Source organism: Okibacterium sp. AC114, from assembly GCF_979253355.1.
In genome coordinates this window covers 2945226-2961193 of sequence record NZ_CEEDBR010000001.1, presented here as the reverse complement: position 1 = coordinate 2961193, position 15968 = coordinate 2945226, and the positions used below count along the sequence as shown (strand labels likewise).

The window sequence follows — 15968 nt, the reverse complement described above, 5'->3', positions numbered from 1 at the left end:
GATGGCAAGTCAAGACTGGTTCGACAAGGACTTCTACAAGGTCCTCGGCGTGAAGAAAGACGTCACGCCGGCGGAACTGAAGAAGACATATCGCAAGCTGGCCCGGCAGTACCATCCTGACTCCAACCCGGGAGACACCAAGTCGGAGTCACGCTTCAAGGAGATCAGCGAGGCCTACTCGGTTCTCAACGATCCCGAGCAGCGCAAAGAATACGACCAGATCCGCGCCATGGGCTCGGGGGCACGCTTCACGGCCCCCGGCTCGGGCGGCGGCAACGGCGGTTTCGACGACGTCTTCGGTGGCATGTTCGGCGGCGGTGCCCGACAGGGGTACAGCTACCAGCAGAACGGCTTCGAAGACATCCTCGGTGGCATGTTCAACAACGGCGGCGGCTTCGGCCAGCCGTCGGGCGGCTACCGCGGATTCGGCGGGCCCAGCCGCGGCCGCGACGTCACGGCGCACACCACGATCGACTTCATCACCGCCACGCAGGGCGACACCATCACCCTGCAGGGCGCCGACGGCAAGTCGATCAAGGTCAAGATTCCGGCCGGCGTGAGCGACGGTCAGAAGATCAAGCTGCGCGGCAAAGGTCAGCCGTCGCCCGACGGCGGTGAGCCGGGCGACATCGTGCTCACGGTGTCGGTGCGCAAGCATCCGGTGTTCGAGCGCGACGGGCTCAACCTGCGCGTCACGGTGCCGATCACGTTCGTCGAGGCCACCCTCGGCGCCACGATCGAGGTTCCGACGCTGGGTGGCGACCCCGTGAAACTGCGGGTCGCACCGGGCACACCGTCGGGTCGCGTGCTGCGCGTCAAGGGTCGCGGCGTCACCACCTCCAAGGGCACCGGCGACCTGCTGGCCGTCGTGCAGGTGGCCGTGCCGTCACACCTCAGCGCCGAAGCACGCGAGGCGCTCGAAAAGTTCCACGCCACCGAACCCGCCGAGAACCCGCGCGAAGATCTGCTGCAGCGGGCCAAGGGCTAAAGGCACCACTGCGTTGGGCGGTGCACCAGAGAATGTCGACACGAGTCGTCGTTCACCGGTGCGCCGCCCCTCGCGCATCCACGACACGCCGTTGAGAGAGGACACCGATGGACGAGAATTCCCCCGTTTTCGCGATCGCGATGGCGGCTGAACTGGCCGGGATGCACCCCCAGACCCTGCGCCAATACGACCGCCTCGGGCTGGTCTCGCCCACCCGCACGGCGGGCAAATCCCGCCGCTACTCGATGCGCGACGTCGCCCAGCTGCGCGAGATCGCCCGGCTCAGCGCCGAAGGTGTCAGCCTCACCGGAATCTCGCGCATTCTCGCGCTCGAGAACCAGGTCACCGAACTCACCGGCCGTGTCAGCGAACTCGAACACGCGCTCGCCGACGCCCTGCTGCGCACCCCCGGCCGACGCATCTTCGCCGCCGGCGCCGCAGGAGATGTGGTCTCGCTGCGCAGCGGAACCCGCGCCCAGCGACGCACCGAACTCATGGTCTGGCGACCCCGCGGAGGGTCACACCCCACCTCCTGAGTGGTGAAACTTCGGTAGGTCACAATGTTAGCGTGTGCGAAAGCAGCGCCGACCGAGACCGGAGAAGCCCATGACATCCGCCGCCACGCCCGCCCCCGAGTTTTCGCCGGGCCCGCACCCCGCCGCGCTCGCCCTCACGGCTCATGCCGCCCGGGCCGTGGCACGACGTCGGGTCATCGCGGCGGCGGCACTACTGCTCGCCACCGTCATCAGCGTGTCCGGATGCGCGGCCGCGAAGCCCGTGGCTCCCGCCATCCCCACGACTGTGCCCTCGCCGACGTCGCCCGTCGTCGACCGCGCCGTGCTCGAGGGCGACGTGCACAACACGCTCACCACGTCGGATGACGACACCGTCACGCTCGTCGAATATGCCGACTACCAGTGCCCGCCGTGCGCCCAGATCTCGGGCTTCGTCGAGCGCATCGCGAACGAATACGACGGCCGCATCACGATCGTGGTGCGCAACTTTCCGCTCGAGATGCACGACAAGGCCGTGACGGCCGCGCGCGTGGCCGAGGCGGCTAGCCGGCAGGGCAAGTTCGCCGAGATGTACGCGGCGCTGTTCAGTGGGCAGCAGTCGTGGAAGGACCTGCCCGAAGCGGAGGCGCTGCCCATCTTCGCGGGGTATGCCGCGGGCCTGGGTCTCGACATGACGCGATACGCCGCCGATCTCGTCTCGCCCGAGGTGGCCGCCGTCGTGGAGAAGGACCTGGCCGACGGCACGCTCTCGGGTGTCGAAGGCACGCCCACGCTCTTCCTCAACGGCCAACGCATCAACCTGTGGACGTACGAGCAGATGAAGTCGACGATCGATCGCGTTCTGAGCGAGTAGGCGTTCGGCCGCGGCTCCTGCGGGAGCGTGCGGCGGCTAGCCTGGAGTGTGCCCGAGTTCGACTTCGACGCCCTGCGCCGCGCCCCCGATGTGGAGGCGCCCAACCTCTTTGCCGTCGACCCGACCGACCGCTTCATCCTCGACGAGGCCGCCGAGCTGATCAAGGCCGCGCCCGCCGGTTCGGTCGTCGTCGCGAACGATCGCTACGGCGCGCTCACCCTCGGCGCCATCGCCGTTCACGGCGCTCACGAGGTGCGTGTGCACCAGGACGCCTACTCGGGTGAGCTTGCGCTCCGCCGCAACGCTGAAGCGCAGGGCATCGAGTCATCCGCATTCCGGTCCATGGATGTCGAACCCTCCCTCGTCGACGGCGCCCGCGTCGTCCTCCTCCAACTCCCCCGCCAGCTGGATGCCCTCGACGAACTCGCCGCCCTCATCGCGCGCACGGCCGCCCCCGACGTCGTCGTCATCGCCGGCGGACGCATCAAACACATGAGCCTGGCCATGAACGAGGTGCTCTCGAAGCACTTCGGCGACGTGCGCGTGTCTCGGGCCCGCCAGAAGTCGCGCCTGCTGATCGCGAGCAAGCCGCGGGTCGCGGGTGCGGCTACCGCGGATGCCGACGGCGACGGGACCACGACCGGGGCGGCCACAGGCGATGACATCAAGGGTCGATCCTCTCTCACCCTCGCCTCCCGCCACGACGACGCCCTCGACCTCTGGGTCGCCGCCGCCGGCGCCGCTTTCGGTGGCACGCGCGTCGATATCGGCACGCGCTACCTGCTCGAGTTTCTCCCGGACATGGCGCCCGACGCACGGCACGCCATCGATCTGGGTTGTGGCACCGGCATCCTGGCGACCTCGCTTGCCCGCGCCCGGCCCGAACTGCGCGTGACCGCCACGGACCAGTCAGCGGCGGCCGTGCGCTCGGCCCGCGAGACCGCCCGCCTGAACGGCGTCGCCGACCGCGTGGAGGTGGTGCGCGACGACGCCCTCGTCTCTCAACCCGACGCGTCGGCCGACCTGATCGTGCTGAACCCGCCGTTCCACGTGGGCTCGACGGTGCACGCGGGCATCGCGCTCAAACTCTTCGCCGACGCATCCCGCGTGCTGAAACCCGGCGGCGAGCTCTGGACGGTCTGGAACACCCACCTCGGCTACCGCCCGGCCCTCGAACGCCTCGTCGGCCCCACGGAGCAGCGCGGCCGCAACACCAAGTTCACGGTCACGCGCTCGCGCGCGGTCGGTGAGCGAGCCTAACCGGAAGACCGCGCACGGCCGGTCGAAACCCTGCCCGCCACGGCGAACATGGTAAGAACTACTGTGTTCTCCCTCTCTCATCGCGTGCGCCTGCTGATCGGTCTTCTGGGTTCCCTGGCCGTTCTCGCGGGCTCGATGGGGGTCGGATGGCTCGCTCCCGCCTCGGTGCTGCGCACCCTGCCGCTCTTCGATCTCGTGCGCACGTCGCGCACCGCCGTCGTGCTCTGCACGTTCCTCCTTGCCGCGGGGCTGCTGCTGCTTCTCTTCGCGTGGCTGTCGCTCGGGCTCGCCCTGCGGCCGAATGCCCGCACGCGCGGCCGCGCGAACGCGCCCAGCCCCCTCCGCCAGGTCGTCGCATCCACCATCGTCTGGGCGGCACCGCTGATCGTCGCACTGCCGCTGTTCAGCCGCGACATGTTCGCCTACCTCGGGCAGGGCCGCATCCTCATCGCGGGCCTCGACCCCTACACCGACACCATGGCCGATGTGCCGGGCTGGTTCGAGGCGGGCGTCGACATCAAGTGGGCCGAGACGGTCACGCCCTACGGCCCGCTGTTCGTGTTGTTGGCGCGCATCGTGGTGGTCGCGACATCCTGGTTGCCCATGGAGGCGGCGCTCATCGGTGTGCGGCTGCTGGCCGTGGCGGGCTTGGCCATGATCGCGTATTACGGATGGCGCATCGCCCAACTGCGTGGTTTCAACGAGGCCGCGGTGCTCTGGGCCGTGGCGTGCAGCCCGCTCGTGCTGATGAACTTCGTGCTCGCCGGCCACAACGACGCGCTCATGCTGGGTCTCATCGTCGCGGGCGTCTACTGGGCGATGCGCGACCGGCCGATTCTCGCGACCGTGTTGGTGACGGCCGCCATCGGCATCAAACCGATCGCCATGATCGCGCTGCCCATCATCGGCATCATTTGGGCGGGGTCGACCGCAACGTGGGGCGCGCTCATCCGCCGTTGGGCCGCCGTCGCCGGGCTCGCACTCGTGGGCCTCTTGGGGCTGGGCCTCGGGCTGGGCGTGGGCATCGGCTGGGTGGCCGGCCTCGGAACCCCCATCGAGATCGGCTCGTGGTACTCGATTCCGCGCATCGTGTCGCTGTTCGCGCGCGACTTCGGCCCGGGACTGGGGCTCGACGGCGATGTGGCGCGCACGGCCGTGGTGCGAATCTTCCTCTTCCTCGGATGCCTCGTCGCCGCCTACCTGGTCACGGTGAAGCGTCGCTCCGACCCGCTCTGGTTGCTCGCCGGCGTCTTCTCGGCGCTCGTGCTGTTCTCGCCGCTGCAGCACCCCTGGTACGGCCTGTGGCTCATCACGCTCTTCGGCATCGCGGGCCTCGGTCGCGCGTGGCAGGTGCGCCTCCTCATCTATGTCACCGCGTTCCTCATGTTCGTCGGCATCTCGGGGGAGCAGGTCGATCTCATCGAGAGACTGCGGGCGGATGCATCCATCCCCATCGTCTATGGCTGGATCGGTGTGATCGGCATCGTGTTGATCGTCGCGGCGTTCGAGTTCGAGCTGTTCCGGCGCTACACGCGACCGGGTCTGCCGCTGCCCATGCTGGCGCGTGCGACACCGGTCGGCTCGGATGGGGATGCGGATGCGGCTGCGGCGGGAACGCAACCCGGTCGCGCCGTTCCGCCGACCGTGCAAAGCTGAAGACATGGATTTTGCCACGCCCGACCTCGACACCGAACAGGGTGTCGACCTGGCCTCGGCGCTCTCGCGGCCGTGGCAGGTCGTGGTGTGGAACGACCCGGTCAACCTGATGTCCTACGTCTCCTACGTGTTCCGCAGCTATTTCGGCTACAGCCGGGAGCAGGCCGAGGCCCTCATGCTGGCCGTGCACAACGACGGCCGCGCGGTCGTGGCCACGGGCAACCGTGAAGAGATGGAACGTCACGTCGAGGCGCTGCACGACTTCGGCCTGTGGGCGACGCTGTCGCGGGTCGAGGAGTGAAGGGTTTCAGCGCCCTCGCCGACGGGCTGCTCGCGGCCGAGTTGACGCCGGGCGAGGTCATGTTGCTGGCCGACCTGGGCATGCAGTTCCGGTCGCTGCTCGAGGCCGTCAGCGAGCGGGCTCGGGATGACTCGGGCGACGGTTTTCACGAAGACGAAGCGGCGCGCATCCTGGGGTCGCGGGGCTGGGGTTCCGGATCGGCGGGCTCGAATGGCGCGGCCCGCGCAGACGATGAAGCTGGCGCGGACGGTGCAGATGGTTCGGCGGGTGCATATGGTTCTGCCGACGCCGACGCCGACGCCGACGCCGACGCCGACGCCGACGCGGATTCCGGCACATTCTTCGACCCCGACGCCGAATTCGGCGACGATGACGGCCGCATCTTCGCGGATGTCTCCGAGGGGGACCTCGACCCGGTGTGGGACGACCCGGCCGTGCGGCGACTCTTTCCCGACGCCTACCCGGAGGACCCCGAGGCATCCGTCGACTTCCGGCGCTACACGATCGAGGCTTCGACCGATCGCAAGCTGCAGAACGTGGAAGACCTGATCGCGTCGCTCGTGAACGGGCGCGACCCTGAGGCGATCGCGGCGACCCTGTCGGGCGCCGACGATGTGCTCGTGCGGCTGAACCCGGCGCAGGTGCAGGCGTGGATTCGCTCGCTGACCGACCTGCGGCTGACGCTCGCCGCGCGCCTCGGCATCGAGGAAGACGGCGACGAGCCCGAGCCGACCGACGAAGACGCCGCGGCGATCTTCGACATCTACGACTGGCTGGGCTGGGTGCAGGACTCGCTGGTCACGGCGCTCTCTGAGAGCCTGCCGGCCTGACTCGGCCCCACGAAAACAGGGGCCCGGCGAGCACTGATGCCCGGCAAGCCCCTGTGGCGTCATGAGCCCTGCGGCTCAGACATCCGATTACATGTCGCGGTAGCGCTTGGCCTCGGCGAGCTTCGGGTGGACCTCTTCGGCCGTCATGGGCACACCGTAGGAGGGGGTGTCGCGCTGGAAGCGCCATCCCTCGGCCAGCGGGCCCGCGTCGACGACGTCGAAGCCGAGCTTCTCGATGAAGGTCACGACGCTCGCCTTGGAGTCCTCGTCGTCGCCCGCGATGGGCAGCGCGCGGCGGTCGTCGGCGTCGGCCGGACGGGCGTCGGCGGTGAGGTCGGCGGCCGCGATGTTGTTGAACGCCTTGACGACGTAGCTGCCGGGCAGGAGCTTCTGCAGCATCTCGGAGACGGTCGTCGACTCGTCGTCGAGCTCGGCGATGTTGCCGTCGCGCTGCGGGTAGTAGTTGTTGGTGTCGATCACGATCTTGCCCTCGAGCTGCTCGACGGGCACCTGGTCGATGGCCTTCAGAGGGATGGTGACCACGGCGATGTCGGCGGCCTCTGCGGCCTCGATCGGGGTGGCCGCGCGGGCGTTGTCGCCCAATTCGTGGATGAGGTCGCTGAGCGTGTCGGGGGTGCGCGAGTTGCTGATCACGATGTCGTAGCCGTTGGCCGCAGCGAGGCGGGCGAGCTGGGAACCGATGTTGCCTGCGCCGATAAGTCCGAGAGTAGTCATGTGGGGTGCAACACGGATGTCGCGCAGGGTGTTCCCGCTAGGCTGGCGAGGTCTTCCGGAGGTTCTCGATGCACATTCTGATCGTCACCGATCAACACGCCGATTCACTCGGGGGCGTGCAGGTCTCCATCCGGTTGCAGAAGCGTTTTCTCGAGTGGGCGGGGCACACCGTCACGGTCGTGGCGCCGCGCATGCATCGCCAGCATCCGGGCGATGCGGGTTATCTCGACCTGCCGTCGGTGCCCGTGACGGTCGATCGCGAATACTCGCTTACGCTGCCCGGGCGCGGCACCGACCGATTCATCGACGCGCGCATCCCGGCCCACGCGCCCGTCGATCTGGTGCATGTGCAGGGCGACTTCTGGGGCGCGTTGATCGGCTATCGCTTCGCCGAGCGGCACGGGCTGCCGGTGGTGCACACCATGCACAACCACATGGAGTTCGGCATCGAACAGGTGGTGCCGTTCCCGCGCCTCGCGATTCGGGGGCTGCTGTGGTGGCAGCACCGGGTGTTGCGCAAGCGGTCGACCCTGGCGCCGTCGGCGTGGAGCTATCTCAACGAGTTGGCGTTGCGGGCGGATGCCGTGACCGCGCCGTCCGGCCACTTCGCGCGGTTGCTCGAGCAGAAGGGTGTGGCCCCGCACGTCGAGGTCATCTGGAACGGCGTCGACGACGAGGTCGTGGAGCAGGTGTTGGCGCGGCGTGTTGAAGGCGAAGCGGCGGGGTCGGCCGGATCCGAGCCCGAGCCCGAGGCTGAGCCCGAGTCCGAGCTCGCCGGCGCGGCTGCGGTCGTCGGGGCGCTCGTCTCCCCGCGGGAGCGCCGCCCGGTGTTCTTGTGGACCGGGCGCATGAGTGCCGAGAAGCGTTTGATGGAGTTCCTCGAGGCCGTGCGGCTGGCCGATGCGGATGCCGAGTACCGCCTCTACGGCGGCGGGCTGCTGCTCGCCAAGGCGCGTGCGTTCGTCGAGCGGGCCGAGGCGGCGGGTCTGCGCTCGACCGTGCAGTTCATGGGCAAGGTGCCCTACGCCGATTCGCTCGCGGGCATCCGAGCGGCCGACGCGCTCGTGCAGACGTCGATCGGTTTCGAGACGCAGGGCATGACGGTCTTCGAGGCCGCCGCCGTGGGAACGCCCTCGATCGTGAGCGACCCCAACATCGCGGGCGAACTGCCCCCGGGCGTGTTCCGGCAGCCGCGGGATGGTTCGGTGCGCGCGCTCGCCGATGCGCTGGTGGCTGCGGCAGCCGACATCCGCTCGGGTTCGTGGCCCACGATCGTGCCGGCCGAGGCCATCGAGTTCCGCCAGAGCTACCAGACGGGCCGGATGCTGCGCCTCTACGAATCCGTTCTCCACAGTCGCTGATCCCGCGATCTCTCCACAAACCGCTCTCCCGCCCCCGCGGCAACCTCCCGTCGAGATAACTTGAGCCTCTCGGACTCAGGTTTTCTTCGCGGCGCTACCATTCTCGGTCGTCGCGAGGTAAAATTGAGTCACAACGACTCAACTTATCTCTGGGAGGAGATCAACCACATGCAAGCTGGGCAGATGCCGCCGCAGGAAGACCAGAAGAGCGCGCTCGAGCAATATGGCGTCAATCTCACCGACGTCGCGGCATCCGGCAAGCTCGACCCCGTCATCGGGCGAGACGCCGAGATCCGGCGCGTCAGCCAGGTGCTCACGCGGCGCACCAAGAACAACCCCGTGCTCATCGGTGAGCCCGGCGTGGGCAAGACGGCCGTGGTCGAGGGCCTCGCGCAGCGCATCGTCGCGGGCGACGTGGCCGACTCACTCAAGGGCAAGCAGATCGTCTCGCTCGACCTGGCCGCGCTCGTGGCCGGCGCGAAATACCGCGGCGAGTTCGAAGAGCGCCTCAAGGCCGTGCTGAAAGAGATCAACGACGCCGACGGCCAGATCATCACGTTCATCGACGAGCTGCACACGCTCATGGGCGCCGGCGCGGGCGAGGGCTCGGTCGCCGCCGCCAACATGCTGAAGCCGATGCTGGCCCGCGGTGAGCTGCGGCTCATCGGCGCCACCACGCTCGACGAATACCGCGAATACATCGAGAAAGACGCCGCCATGGAGCGACGCTTCCAGCAGGTCTTCGTGGGTGAGCCTTCGGTCATCGACACCGTCGCCATCCTGCGCGGTCTCAAGGAGCGCTACGAGGCGCACCACAAGGTGACGATCGCCGACTCGGCGCTCATCTCGGCGGCCTCGCTGTCCAATCGCTACATCCCGGCCCGCCAGCTGCCCGACAAGGCCATCGACCTCATCGACGAGGCCGCGAGCCGGCTGCGCATGGAGATCGACTCGGCGCCCGTCGAGATCGACGAGCTGCGCCGCAGCGTCGACCGGCTGAAGCTCGAAGAACTCGCGCTCAAGAAGGAGAAAGACGAGGCATCGAAGCAGCGCCTCGAAACGCTGCGCGACGACCTACGCACGCGCGAAGCCGAGCTGCTCGAACTCGAGGCGCGGTGGGATCGCGAGCGGTCGCAGCTCAACCGCGTAGGTGAGCTGAAAGAGAAGCTCGATGCCGCGCGCATCAAGGCCGACCGGGCTCAACGCGAGGGCAACCTCGAGCAGGCGTCGCGCCTGCTCTACGGCGAGATCCCCGTCATCCAGCGCGAGCTGGCCGAAGCCGAGCTGGTCGAGAACACCGAGCCGCGCATGGTCAACGACCAGGTCACCAGCGAAGACATCGCGGCCGTCATCGCCGCGTGGACGGGCATCCCCGTCGGCCGCCTGCTGCAGGGCGAGACCGAGAAGTTGCTGCACCTCGAACAAGAGCTCGCCAAGCGATTGATCGGGCAGAAGCGTGCCGTGCGGTCGGTGTCCGACGCCGTGCGCCGCACGCGCGCCGGCATCTCCGACCCCGATCGGCCCACCGGGTCGTTCCTGTTCCTCGGGCCCACCGGTGTGGGCAAGACCGAACTGGCGAAGGCGCTCGCCGAGTTCCTCTTCGACGACGAGAAAGCGCTCGTGCGCATCGACATGTCCGAATACGGCGAGAAGCACTCCGTGTCGCGGCTCGTCGGTGCCCCTCCGGGATACATCGGCTACGAGGCGGGCGGCCAGCTCACCGAGGCCGTGCGTCGCCGCCCCTACTCGGTGGTGCTGCTCGACGAGGTCGAGAAGGCACACCCCGAGGTGTTCGACATCCTGCTGCAGGTGCTCGACGACGGTCGGCTCACCGACGGTCAGGGTCGCACGGTCGACTTCCGCAACACCATCCTGATCCTGACGTCGAACCTCGGCTCGCAGTTCCTCGTCGACCCGACGCTCGACCCGGCCGCGAAAGAGGAGGCCGTGCAGCAGATGGTGCGCCAGGCCTTCAAACCCGAATTCGTCAACCGACTCGACGACATCGTCGTGTTCCAGACGCTCAGCGAAGAAGACCTCGGCCAGATCGTCGAGCTCTACATCGAGCGTTTGCAGCGCCGCCTCGGCGAACGCCGGCTCGAGCTCGCCGTCACCCCCGACGCGCGTAGCTGGCTGGCCGAGCGCGGCTACGACCCCATCTACGGGGCCCGGCCGCTGCGACGCCTCATGCAGAACGAGATCGACGACCGGCTCGCCACGGGCATCCTCGCCGGCCAGATCCGCGACGGCGACACCGTGCGCGTCGACCTCGACCCGGTCGCCGACGCCCTCACCGTCTCGGCGGTCGCGCCCGAAACGGTCGGCTAGTCGGAGGAACGGCGGCGTCATCCCCCACGGGAGACGCCGCCGTTCTGCTTACCGTGTCGACGACTCTTTCCGGCACGCACCGCAGGGCGTGGACTCTGCCGAGGCGTGCCCTGCCCGAGCCACACCGTCTCGCGGCGGAAGTCAGACCGTGCCGCGGCGGACGACCGAGGTGGGCACGAGCGAGCCGTCGAGCGAGACGTCCTCGCCGCGCAGCTGGGCGAGCAGCACCTCGGCGGCACGCTGGCCCACCGCGGCGGCCGGCTGGTGCACGGTCGTCAGAGGGGGATGGCAGCGCAGCGCCCACGCCGAATCATCGAAACCGACGAGCGACACATCGTCGGGAACGCGGCGCCCCGACACCCGCAGCGCCTCGAGGGCACCCGCGGCCACGGCATCCGATGCGGCGAACACGCCGTCGATCGACGGGTCGCGGCCGAGCAACACGCTCATGCCCTCGAAACCGTCGTCGTAAGAGTAGAGGGGGACGTCGACCACGAGGGAGTCGTCGAAACGGTCGCCCAGGGCATCCCGAAAACCGGCGAGGCGGTCGGAGCCCGAGTCGCGGTCGAGCGCCGCGGCGATCATGCCGATGCGACGACGGCCTCGGCCCACGAGTTCGGCCGTGACATCCGCCGCGGCCTTGCGGTTGTCGATGCCGACGAAGGGGAGGGCGCGCAGATCGGGCGGGTGGCCGACGAATGTGGCGGGCAGGCCCAAGCGCTCGATGACGCGCGTGATCGGGTCGTTCTCGCGCGCCGACACCATGATGACGCCGTCGACGAAACCGCCCGAGAGGTAGCGCGTGATGCGGTCGGTGTCGCGCTCCGAATCGACGACCAGGCACACGAGCTGATGGTCGGCCTCGCTCAGGGCTTCGTTTGCACCCAGCAGGATGTTGCCGATGTTGGGGTCGTCGACGAACAGGCTATGCGGTTCGTGAACCACGAAACCGACGGCCTGCGTGCGCTGCATGACCAGGTTGCGGGCCGCCGTGTTGGGCACATAGCCGACCTTGGCGATCGCCGACTCGATGGCCTCGCGCGCCTCGGCCGAGACATATCGTTCACCGTTGACGACGCGGCTGACTGTGCCGCGAGACACCCCCGCCTCGATCGCGACATCGTGAATCGTCGCGCGTTTGCGGCGAATCGGCGGGGTGCTCACGGCTCCACCCTAGCGCGGGGGTCGAGCCGCCTGGCCGACACGGTCAGCGCAGCATCCGATCGGCCGTGCGCAGCGACAGGGCCATCTGAACGAGGCCCGGGTTGGCGCTGAGGGCGCTCGGGAACGTCGAGTTGTCCGAGATCCAGAGGTTCGGGATGTCGTGGCTGCGACCGTCGCCGTCGATGACGCCCTCGGCGGGGTCGGCACTCATGCGGCACGTTCCGAGCGTGTGCGCGGTGCGGGCGAGAACTCGCGTGTCGAGGGCCCCGGCCGCCTCGAGGATGCGGGTCATCGTCGCCGTGGCGTGCTCGTCGATGGCCTTCTCGTTGTCACCCGGCGTGAACGACACGATGGCGCGGGGAACACCCCAGTCATCCCGCTCGTCCGACAAAATGAGGCGGTTGTCCTCGGAGGGCAGGCACTCGGCGTTGATGCCGATACCCGCCGAGTAACGGGAGGCATGCAATGCATCGACCAGCTCGTCGCCCCACAGGCCGCCGCCGCGCACGAGCGAGGTGGCATAGGTGAGTGGCATGGCGCCGAGGCTCTGGATGAGGTAGCCGCCCGCGAAGTCCGCGTCGGACGGGCGTACGAAGTCCTCGCTGATCAGGGCGGACGGGTAGCCGCGATAACCGCGAACCTGCTCCTCGAAACGGCCCCACACCTGCACCGCGCCGTGGGCCAGGAAGTTGCGCCCCACCTGTCCGCTCGAGTTGGCGAGGCCCGTGTTCAGCAGCAGCCGCGGCGTCTCGATGCCGCCGCCCGCGAGCACGAGGGTGGCGCAGCGCTGACGGTGTTCGCGACCATCCTGGCGGTAGACGACGGCCGACACGCGGCCGAGTGCGTCGAGTTCGATGCCGTGCACCATGGCGTCGGGCCGGATCTCGGCGCCGTTCGCGACGGCGGCCGGCAGGTAGGTGATGGCCGTCGTCGCCTTGGTGCCGTAGCGCTCGCCCTGGTGAATCGACCCCAGGTTGTTGCTCGCGGCCCGGGCCCCGAAGTGCGGCTGGTCGCGCTCGCGGCTCAGGATGGCGGCGGGTGCATCGGTGGCGCGGATTCCGAGTCGCTCGCAGCCGATGGCGACGAGATCGGCGGAGGCGTTGCGGTCGACGGGCGGCTCGAGGTATTCGCGCTCGGCATCCCACGGGTAGGGCGTGGGGCCGGAGACGCCGATGACCCGCTCGACCTCGGCGAGATAACCGGTCAGTTCGGCGGGATCGACGGGCCAGTCCTTGCCCTCACCCGTCTCGGTGTGCAGCGCCAGATCGCGCGGGTCGGGGCGCGGCGTGAAAGCGCCCCAGTGCAGGGTGCTGCCACCCACGCCGAAACCGCTGTTGTTGGGGCCGAACGCCGTCGGGGTGTCGCCGCCGCTCAGACGCTCCGACATCCAGTTGATGCGGGGCGCCTCGACCTCGTCGTTGGTGTAGGCGTTGGGGTCGAAGTTGGGTCCGGCCTCCAGCGCCACGACGCGCAGCCCGCGTTCGGCCAGGCGGGCCAGCAGGGGTGCGCCGCCCGCTCCGGTTCCGACCACGACCACGTCGACGACGTCGTCCTCGGCATAGGTGCGCATGTCGGTGAGGTTCATGCGGCGTTCTCCGTATCGGGGGTTTCGGATGAATCAGAGGTGCTGGCCGAGCGGGATGGCGCCACGTCGGCGTCGGTGTCGGCGTTCTCAGTGTTGCCGACCTTGCCGACCTCGCCGAGATCGCCCAGGTCGGCGGGTTCCCACGGGTCGCGTCGGCCGGCCGCGAGGGCGACATAGCCGGCGGGTTCGGCGTGATCGCCACTTGTCGCGAAACCGTCATAACCCACACGCGCGAGCGAGGCCGGATGCGCGAGCCAGAGCCGCGTCAGATCGTTGCGCACGTCTTCGAACCAGCGGCGCACGATGTCGCCCTCCCACGGCCCGCCGCTGATGCCGTCGCCGTCGATGATGCCGCGGATGAGGTCATCCTGCTCGGCTGCGGCGTGCGGCCACACATCGGCCAGGGCGCTGAGACCCAAGCGGTAGGCGGTCGGGTCGTCGGGCAGTTTCGCGGGGCGCCACCCGTCGGTGCGGCCGTCGGCCAGGTCGCGGTCGATGCGCGCTGCGAGGTCGATATGACCCGCCCCGTTTTGCGGCAACAACCGGTCGGCGAGCGAGCGCAACGTGTCGAGCTGCCGCGGCGTGAGGGCGCGCGGCCGGTAGTCGGGGTCGTCGGCGAGCATGCGGCGCGCGAGCAGTCCGCGGGCTTCGCGGCCCGTGCGGCCCGACGCGATCACGAGACCCCAATCGCGAGGAACCGTCGGGGATGCCGCGGCCACACCCTCCCAGAGGCGCACCACTTCGGCCGCCACCTCGGCGGGTCGTTCGTAAGGCAGCAGATGCCCGGTGTGGGCTAGCGACACGAACCGTGCCCGCGGGTAGACGTGTGCGACGAGACGGGACTGCGCGAGCGAACCCAGGTCGTCGTCATCCTCGCCGCCCAGCACGGTCACGGGCAGGTCGAGCGTGCCGACCTCGGCCGAGACGTCTTCGCGGCTGCCCTCGTCGAGCCAGCGGCGCCAGGACAGCGCGGATGTCTGGCGCACCTGTTCGATGGCCCGGCTCTCGTCGACGCCCGACAGAGCCGTCGCCACATTCTGCCCGACGAACTCGCGGGCAGCGGCCTCGTCGAGGGGGCCGTCGGCCGCCCACGCGAGCATCTCGGCGCGCTTGTCGTCGTCCATCGGTTCGGGCGTCGGCGGCGACGGTGCGAGCAGCACGGCGCCGGCGAGGCCGAAGACCTCGGCGCTGCCGTCGAGGGCCCGGGCCGCCACGAGGGCCGCGATCTTGCCGCCCATGCTGTGGGCGACGAGCATCCAGGGGCCCCCGTCGATCTCGGCCTCGATGGTCGCCACCGCGGCGTCGACCTGAGCGGATACCGAACCGTCGTCGGCGTCGGGAGCAGAGCCCTGCCCGGGAAGGTCGATTCCGACGACGCGGAAACGGTCGCCGAGTGCGGCGGCCAGAGGCGCAGCGGCGGCCGCGCTGAAACCGAGGCCGGGCAGGAAGAAGACGGTGCAGTCGTGATCGAGGTCGTTCGCGCCCGCGGTCACGGCGTGACCATGCCGCCGTTGACGTTCAGCGTCTCGCCCGAGACGTAGCTCGACTCGGCCGAGGCCAGGAACACATAGGCGGGCGCGAGCTCGGCCGGCTGGCCGGAACGCTGGTAGGTGCTCTCGTCGTCGAACGCCTTCATCTGCTCGTCCGAAACACCGCCCGACACCTGCAACGCGGTCCAGACGGGCCCGGGGGCCACGACGTTCACGCGGATGCCGCGCGGCGCGAGCTGCTGCGACAGGCCCTTCGAGAAGTTGTTGATGGCGGCCTTCGTGGCCGCGTAGTCGAGGCGGTCGGGGGCGGGCTTGTAGGCCTCGAGCGACGCCGTGTTGACGATGCTGGCGCCGGCGGGCAGGTGGGGGAGCGCCGCCTTGGTGAGCCAGAAGTTGGCGAACACGTTGGTGCGGAACGTCTGCTCGAACTGCTCGTCGCTCAGGTCTTCGAGCCGGTCGACGGCCACCTGCTTGCCGGCATTGTTGACGAGGATGTCGAGGCCGCCGAGCACGCTCACGGTCTCGTTGATGATGGCCCGGCAGCGGGCGGGATCGCTGATGTCGGCGGCGATCGCGTGACCGGTCTGGCCGGCCTCCTCGATCAGGGCGAGGATGTGGTCGGCGTCTTCCTGTTCGGCGGGCAGGTGCACGATCACGACATCCGCCCCCTCGCGCGCGAAGGCGATCGCAACCGCGCCGCCGATGCCCGAGTCGCCGCCCGTGATGAGCGCTTTGCGACCCGCGAGTCGGCCGCTGCCGCGGTAGGTCTTCTCGCCCAGATCGGGCACGGGCGTCATCTGCGCCTGCACGCCGGGCTCGGGCTGGTGCTGCACCGGCGGCTCGACGCGGCCGTAGCGTTCGACGGGGTTTCCGAAGGTGTACTGATCGCCAGAAGTCATACC

14 protein-coding genes are annotated in these 15968 nt (G+C 69.2%); 9 read left to right on the top strand and 5 right to left on the bottom strand.

Annotated features, from left to right (window positions below; translation table 11 throughout):
- Window position 1 precedes the first annotated feature (1 nt).
- The 7 genes from ACZ6IE_RS13715 (at window position 2) to ACZ6IE_RS13685 (ending at window position 6403) form a co-directional block, all read left to right on the top strand.
- A complete protein-coding gene (locus ACZ6IE_RS13715) occupies window positions 2–988 on the top strand; it encodes a DnaJ C-terminal domain-containing protein (RefSeq protein WP_464608420.1) in 987 nt (328 codons plus the stop codon).
- Between the two features lie 107 nt (window positions 989–1095).
- Window positions 1096–1524 carry a heat shock protein transcriptional repressor HspR gene (locus ACZ6IE_RS13710; protein WP_077054713.1) on the top strand — a complete coding sequence of 143 codons (429 nt, stop codon included), beginning with the start codon at window positions 1096–1098 and terminating at the stop codon, window positions 1522–1524.
- Window positions 1525–1594: 70 nt separating this feature from the next.
- Window positions 1595–2356 carry a DsbA family protein gene (locus tag ACZ6IE_RS13705; protein WP_464608419.1) on the top strand — a complete coding sequence of 254 codons (762 nt, stop codon included), beginning with the start codon at window positions 1595–1597 and terminating at the stop codon, window positions 2354–2356.
- Window positions 2357–2404: 48 nt separating this feature from the next.
- Window positions 2405–3616 (top strand): class I SAM-dependent methyltransferase, encoded by a 1212-nt coding sequence (locus ACZ6IE_RS13700; RefSeq protein ID WP_464608418.1) that lies wholly within the window; start codon window positions 2405–2407, stop codon window positions 3614–3616.
- Window positions 3617–3679: 63 nt separating this feature from the next.
- The gene (gene mptB / locus ACZ6IE_RS13695) at window positions 3680–5272 is read left to right on the top strand and encodes a polyprenol phosphomannose-dependent alpha 1,6 mannosyltransferase MptB (protein ID WP_464608417.1); all 1593 of its coding nucleotides are present in this window, start codon (window positions 3680–3682) and stop codon (window positions 5270–5272) included.
- Between the two features lie 4 nt (window positions 5273–5276).
- The gene (gene clpS / locus ACZ6IE_RS13690; RefSeq protein ID WP_079728797.1) at window positions 5277–5573 is read left to right on the top strand and encodes an ATP-dependent Clp protease adapter ClpS; all 297 of its coding nucleotides are present in this window, start codon (window positions 5277–5279) and stop codon (window positions 5571–5573) included.
- Complete coding sequence (locus tag ACZ6IE_RS13685) at window positions 5543–6403, top strand: DUF2017 family protein (RefSeq protein ID WP_464608416.1); 861 nt, start codon at window positions 5543–5545, stop codon at window positions 6401–6403. The genes clpS and ACZ6IE_RS13685 overlap by 31 nt, the downstream gene beginning before the upstream one ends.
- 87 nt (window positions 6404–6490) lie before the next feature.
- Here ACZ6IE_RS13685 and ACZ6IE_RS13680 read toward each other — a convergent pair whose 3' ends face one another.
- Window positions 6491–7138, bottom strand: coding sequence for an NADPH-dependent F420 reductase (locus ACZ6IE_RS13680; protein ID WP_077054719.1), 648 nt, complete (start codon window positions 7136–7138; stop codon window positions 6491–6493).
- Between the two features lie 68 nt (window positions 7139–7206).
- Here ACZ6IE_RS13680 and ACZ6IE_RS13675 point away from each other — a divergent pair, with 68 nt between their 5' ends.
- Complete coding sequence (locus tag ACZ6IE_RS13675; RefSeq protein WP_464608415.1) at window positions 7207–8499, top strand: glycosyltransferase; 1293 nt, start codon at window positions 7207–7209, stop codon at window positions 8497–8499.
- 168 nt (window positions 8500–8667) lie between these two features.
- Complete coding sequence (locus ACZ6IE_RS13670; RefSeq protein WP_464608414.1) at window positions 8668–10827, top strand: ATP-dependent Clp protease ATP-binding subunit; 2160 nt, start codon at window positions 8668–8670, stop codon at window positions 10825–10827.
- A 141-nt stretch (window positions 10828–10968) separates the two neighbouring features.
- Here ACZ6IE_RS13670 and ACZ6IE_RS13665 read toward each other — a convergent pair whose 3' ends face one another.
- The 4 genes from ACZ6IE_RS13665 to ACZ6IE_RS13650 are packed head-to-tail and all read right to left on the bottom strand — an operon-like array spanning window position 10969 to window position 15965.
- Window positions 10969–11991, bottom strand: a complete 1023-nt coding sequence (locus ACZ6IE_RS13665; protein WP_464608413.1) for a LacI family DNA-binding transcriptional regulator — start codon at window positions 11989–11991, stop codon at window positions 10969–10971.
- A gap of 43 nt (window positions 11992–12034) precedes the next feature.
- On the bottom strand, window positions 12035–13576 hold the full coding sequence (locus ACZ6IE_RS13660) for a GMC family oxidoreductase (protein WP_464608412.1): 1542 nt from the start codon (window positions 13574–13576) through the stop codon (window positions 12035–12037).
- Complete coding sequence (locus ACZ6IE_RS13655) at window positions 13573–15069, bottom strand: alpha/beta hydrolase (protein ID WP_464608411.1); 1497 nt, start codon at window positions 15067–15069, stop codon at window positions 13573–13575. Before ACZ6IE_RS13655 ends, ACZ6IE_RS13660 begins: the two co-directional genes overlap by 4 nt.
- Complete coding sequence (locus ACZ6IE_RS13650; protein ID WP_464608410.1) at window positions 15066–15965, bottom strand: SDR family oxidoreductase; 900 nt, start codon at window positions 15963–15965, stop codon at window positions 15066–15068. Before ACZ6IE_RS13650 ends, ACZ6IE_RS13655 begins: the two co-directional genes overlap by 4 nt.
- Window positions 15966–15968 lie beyond the last annotated feature (3 nt).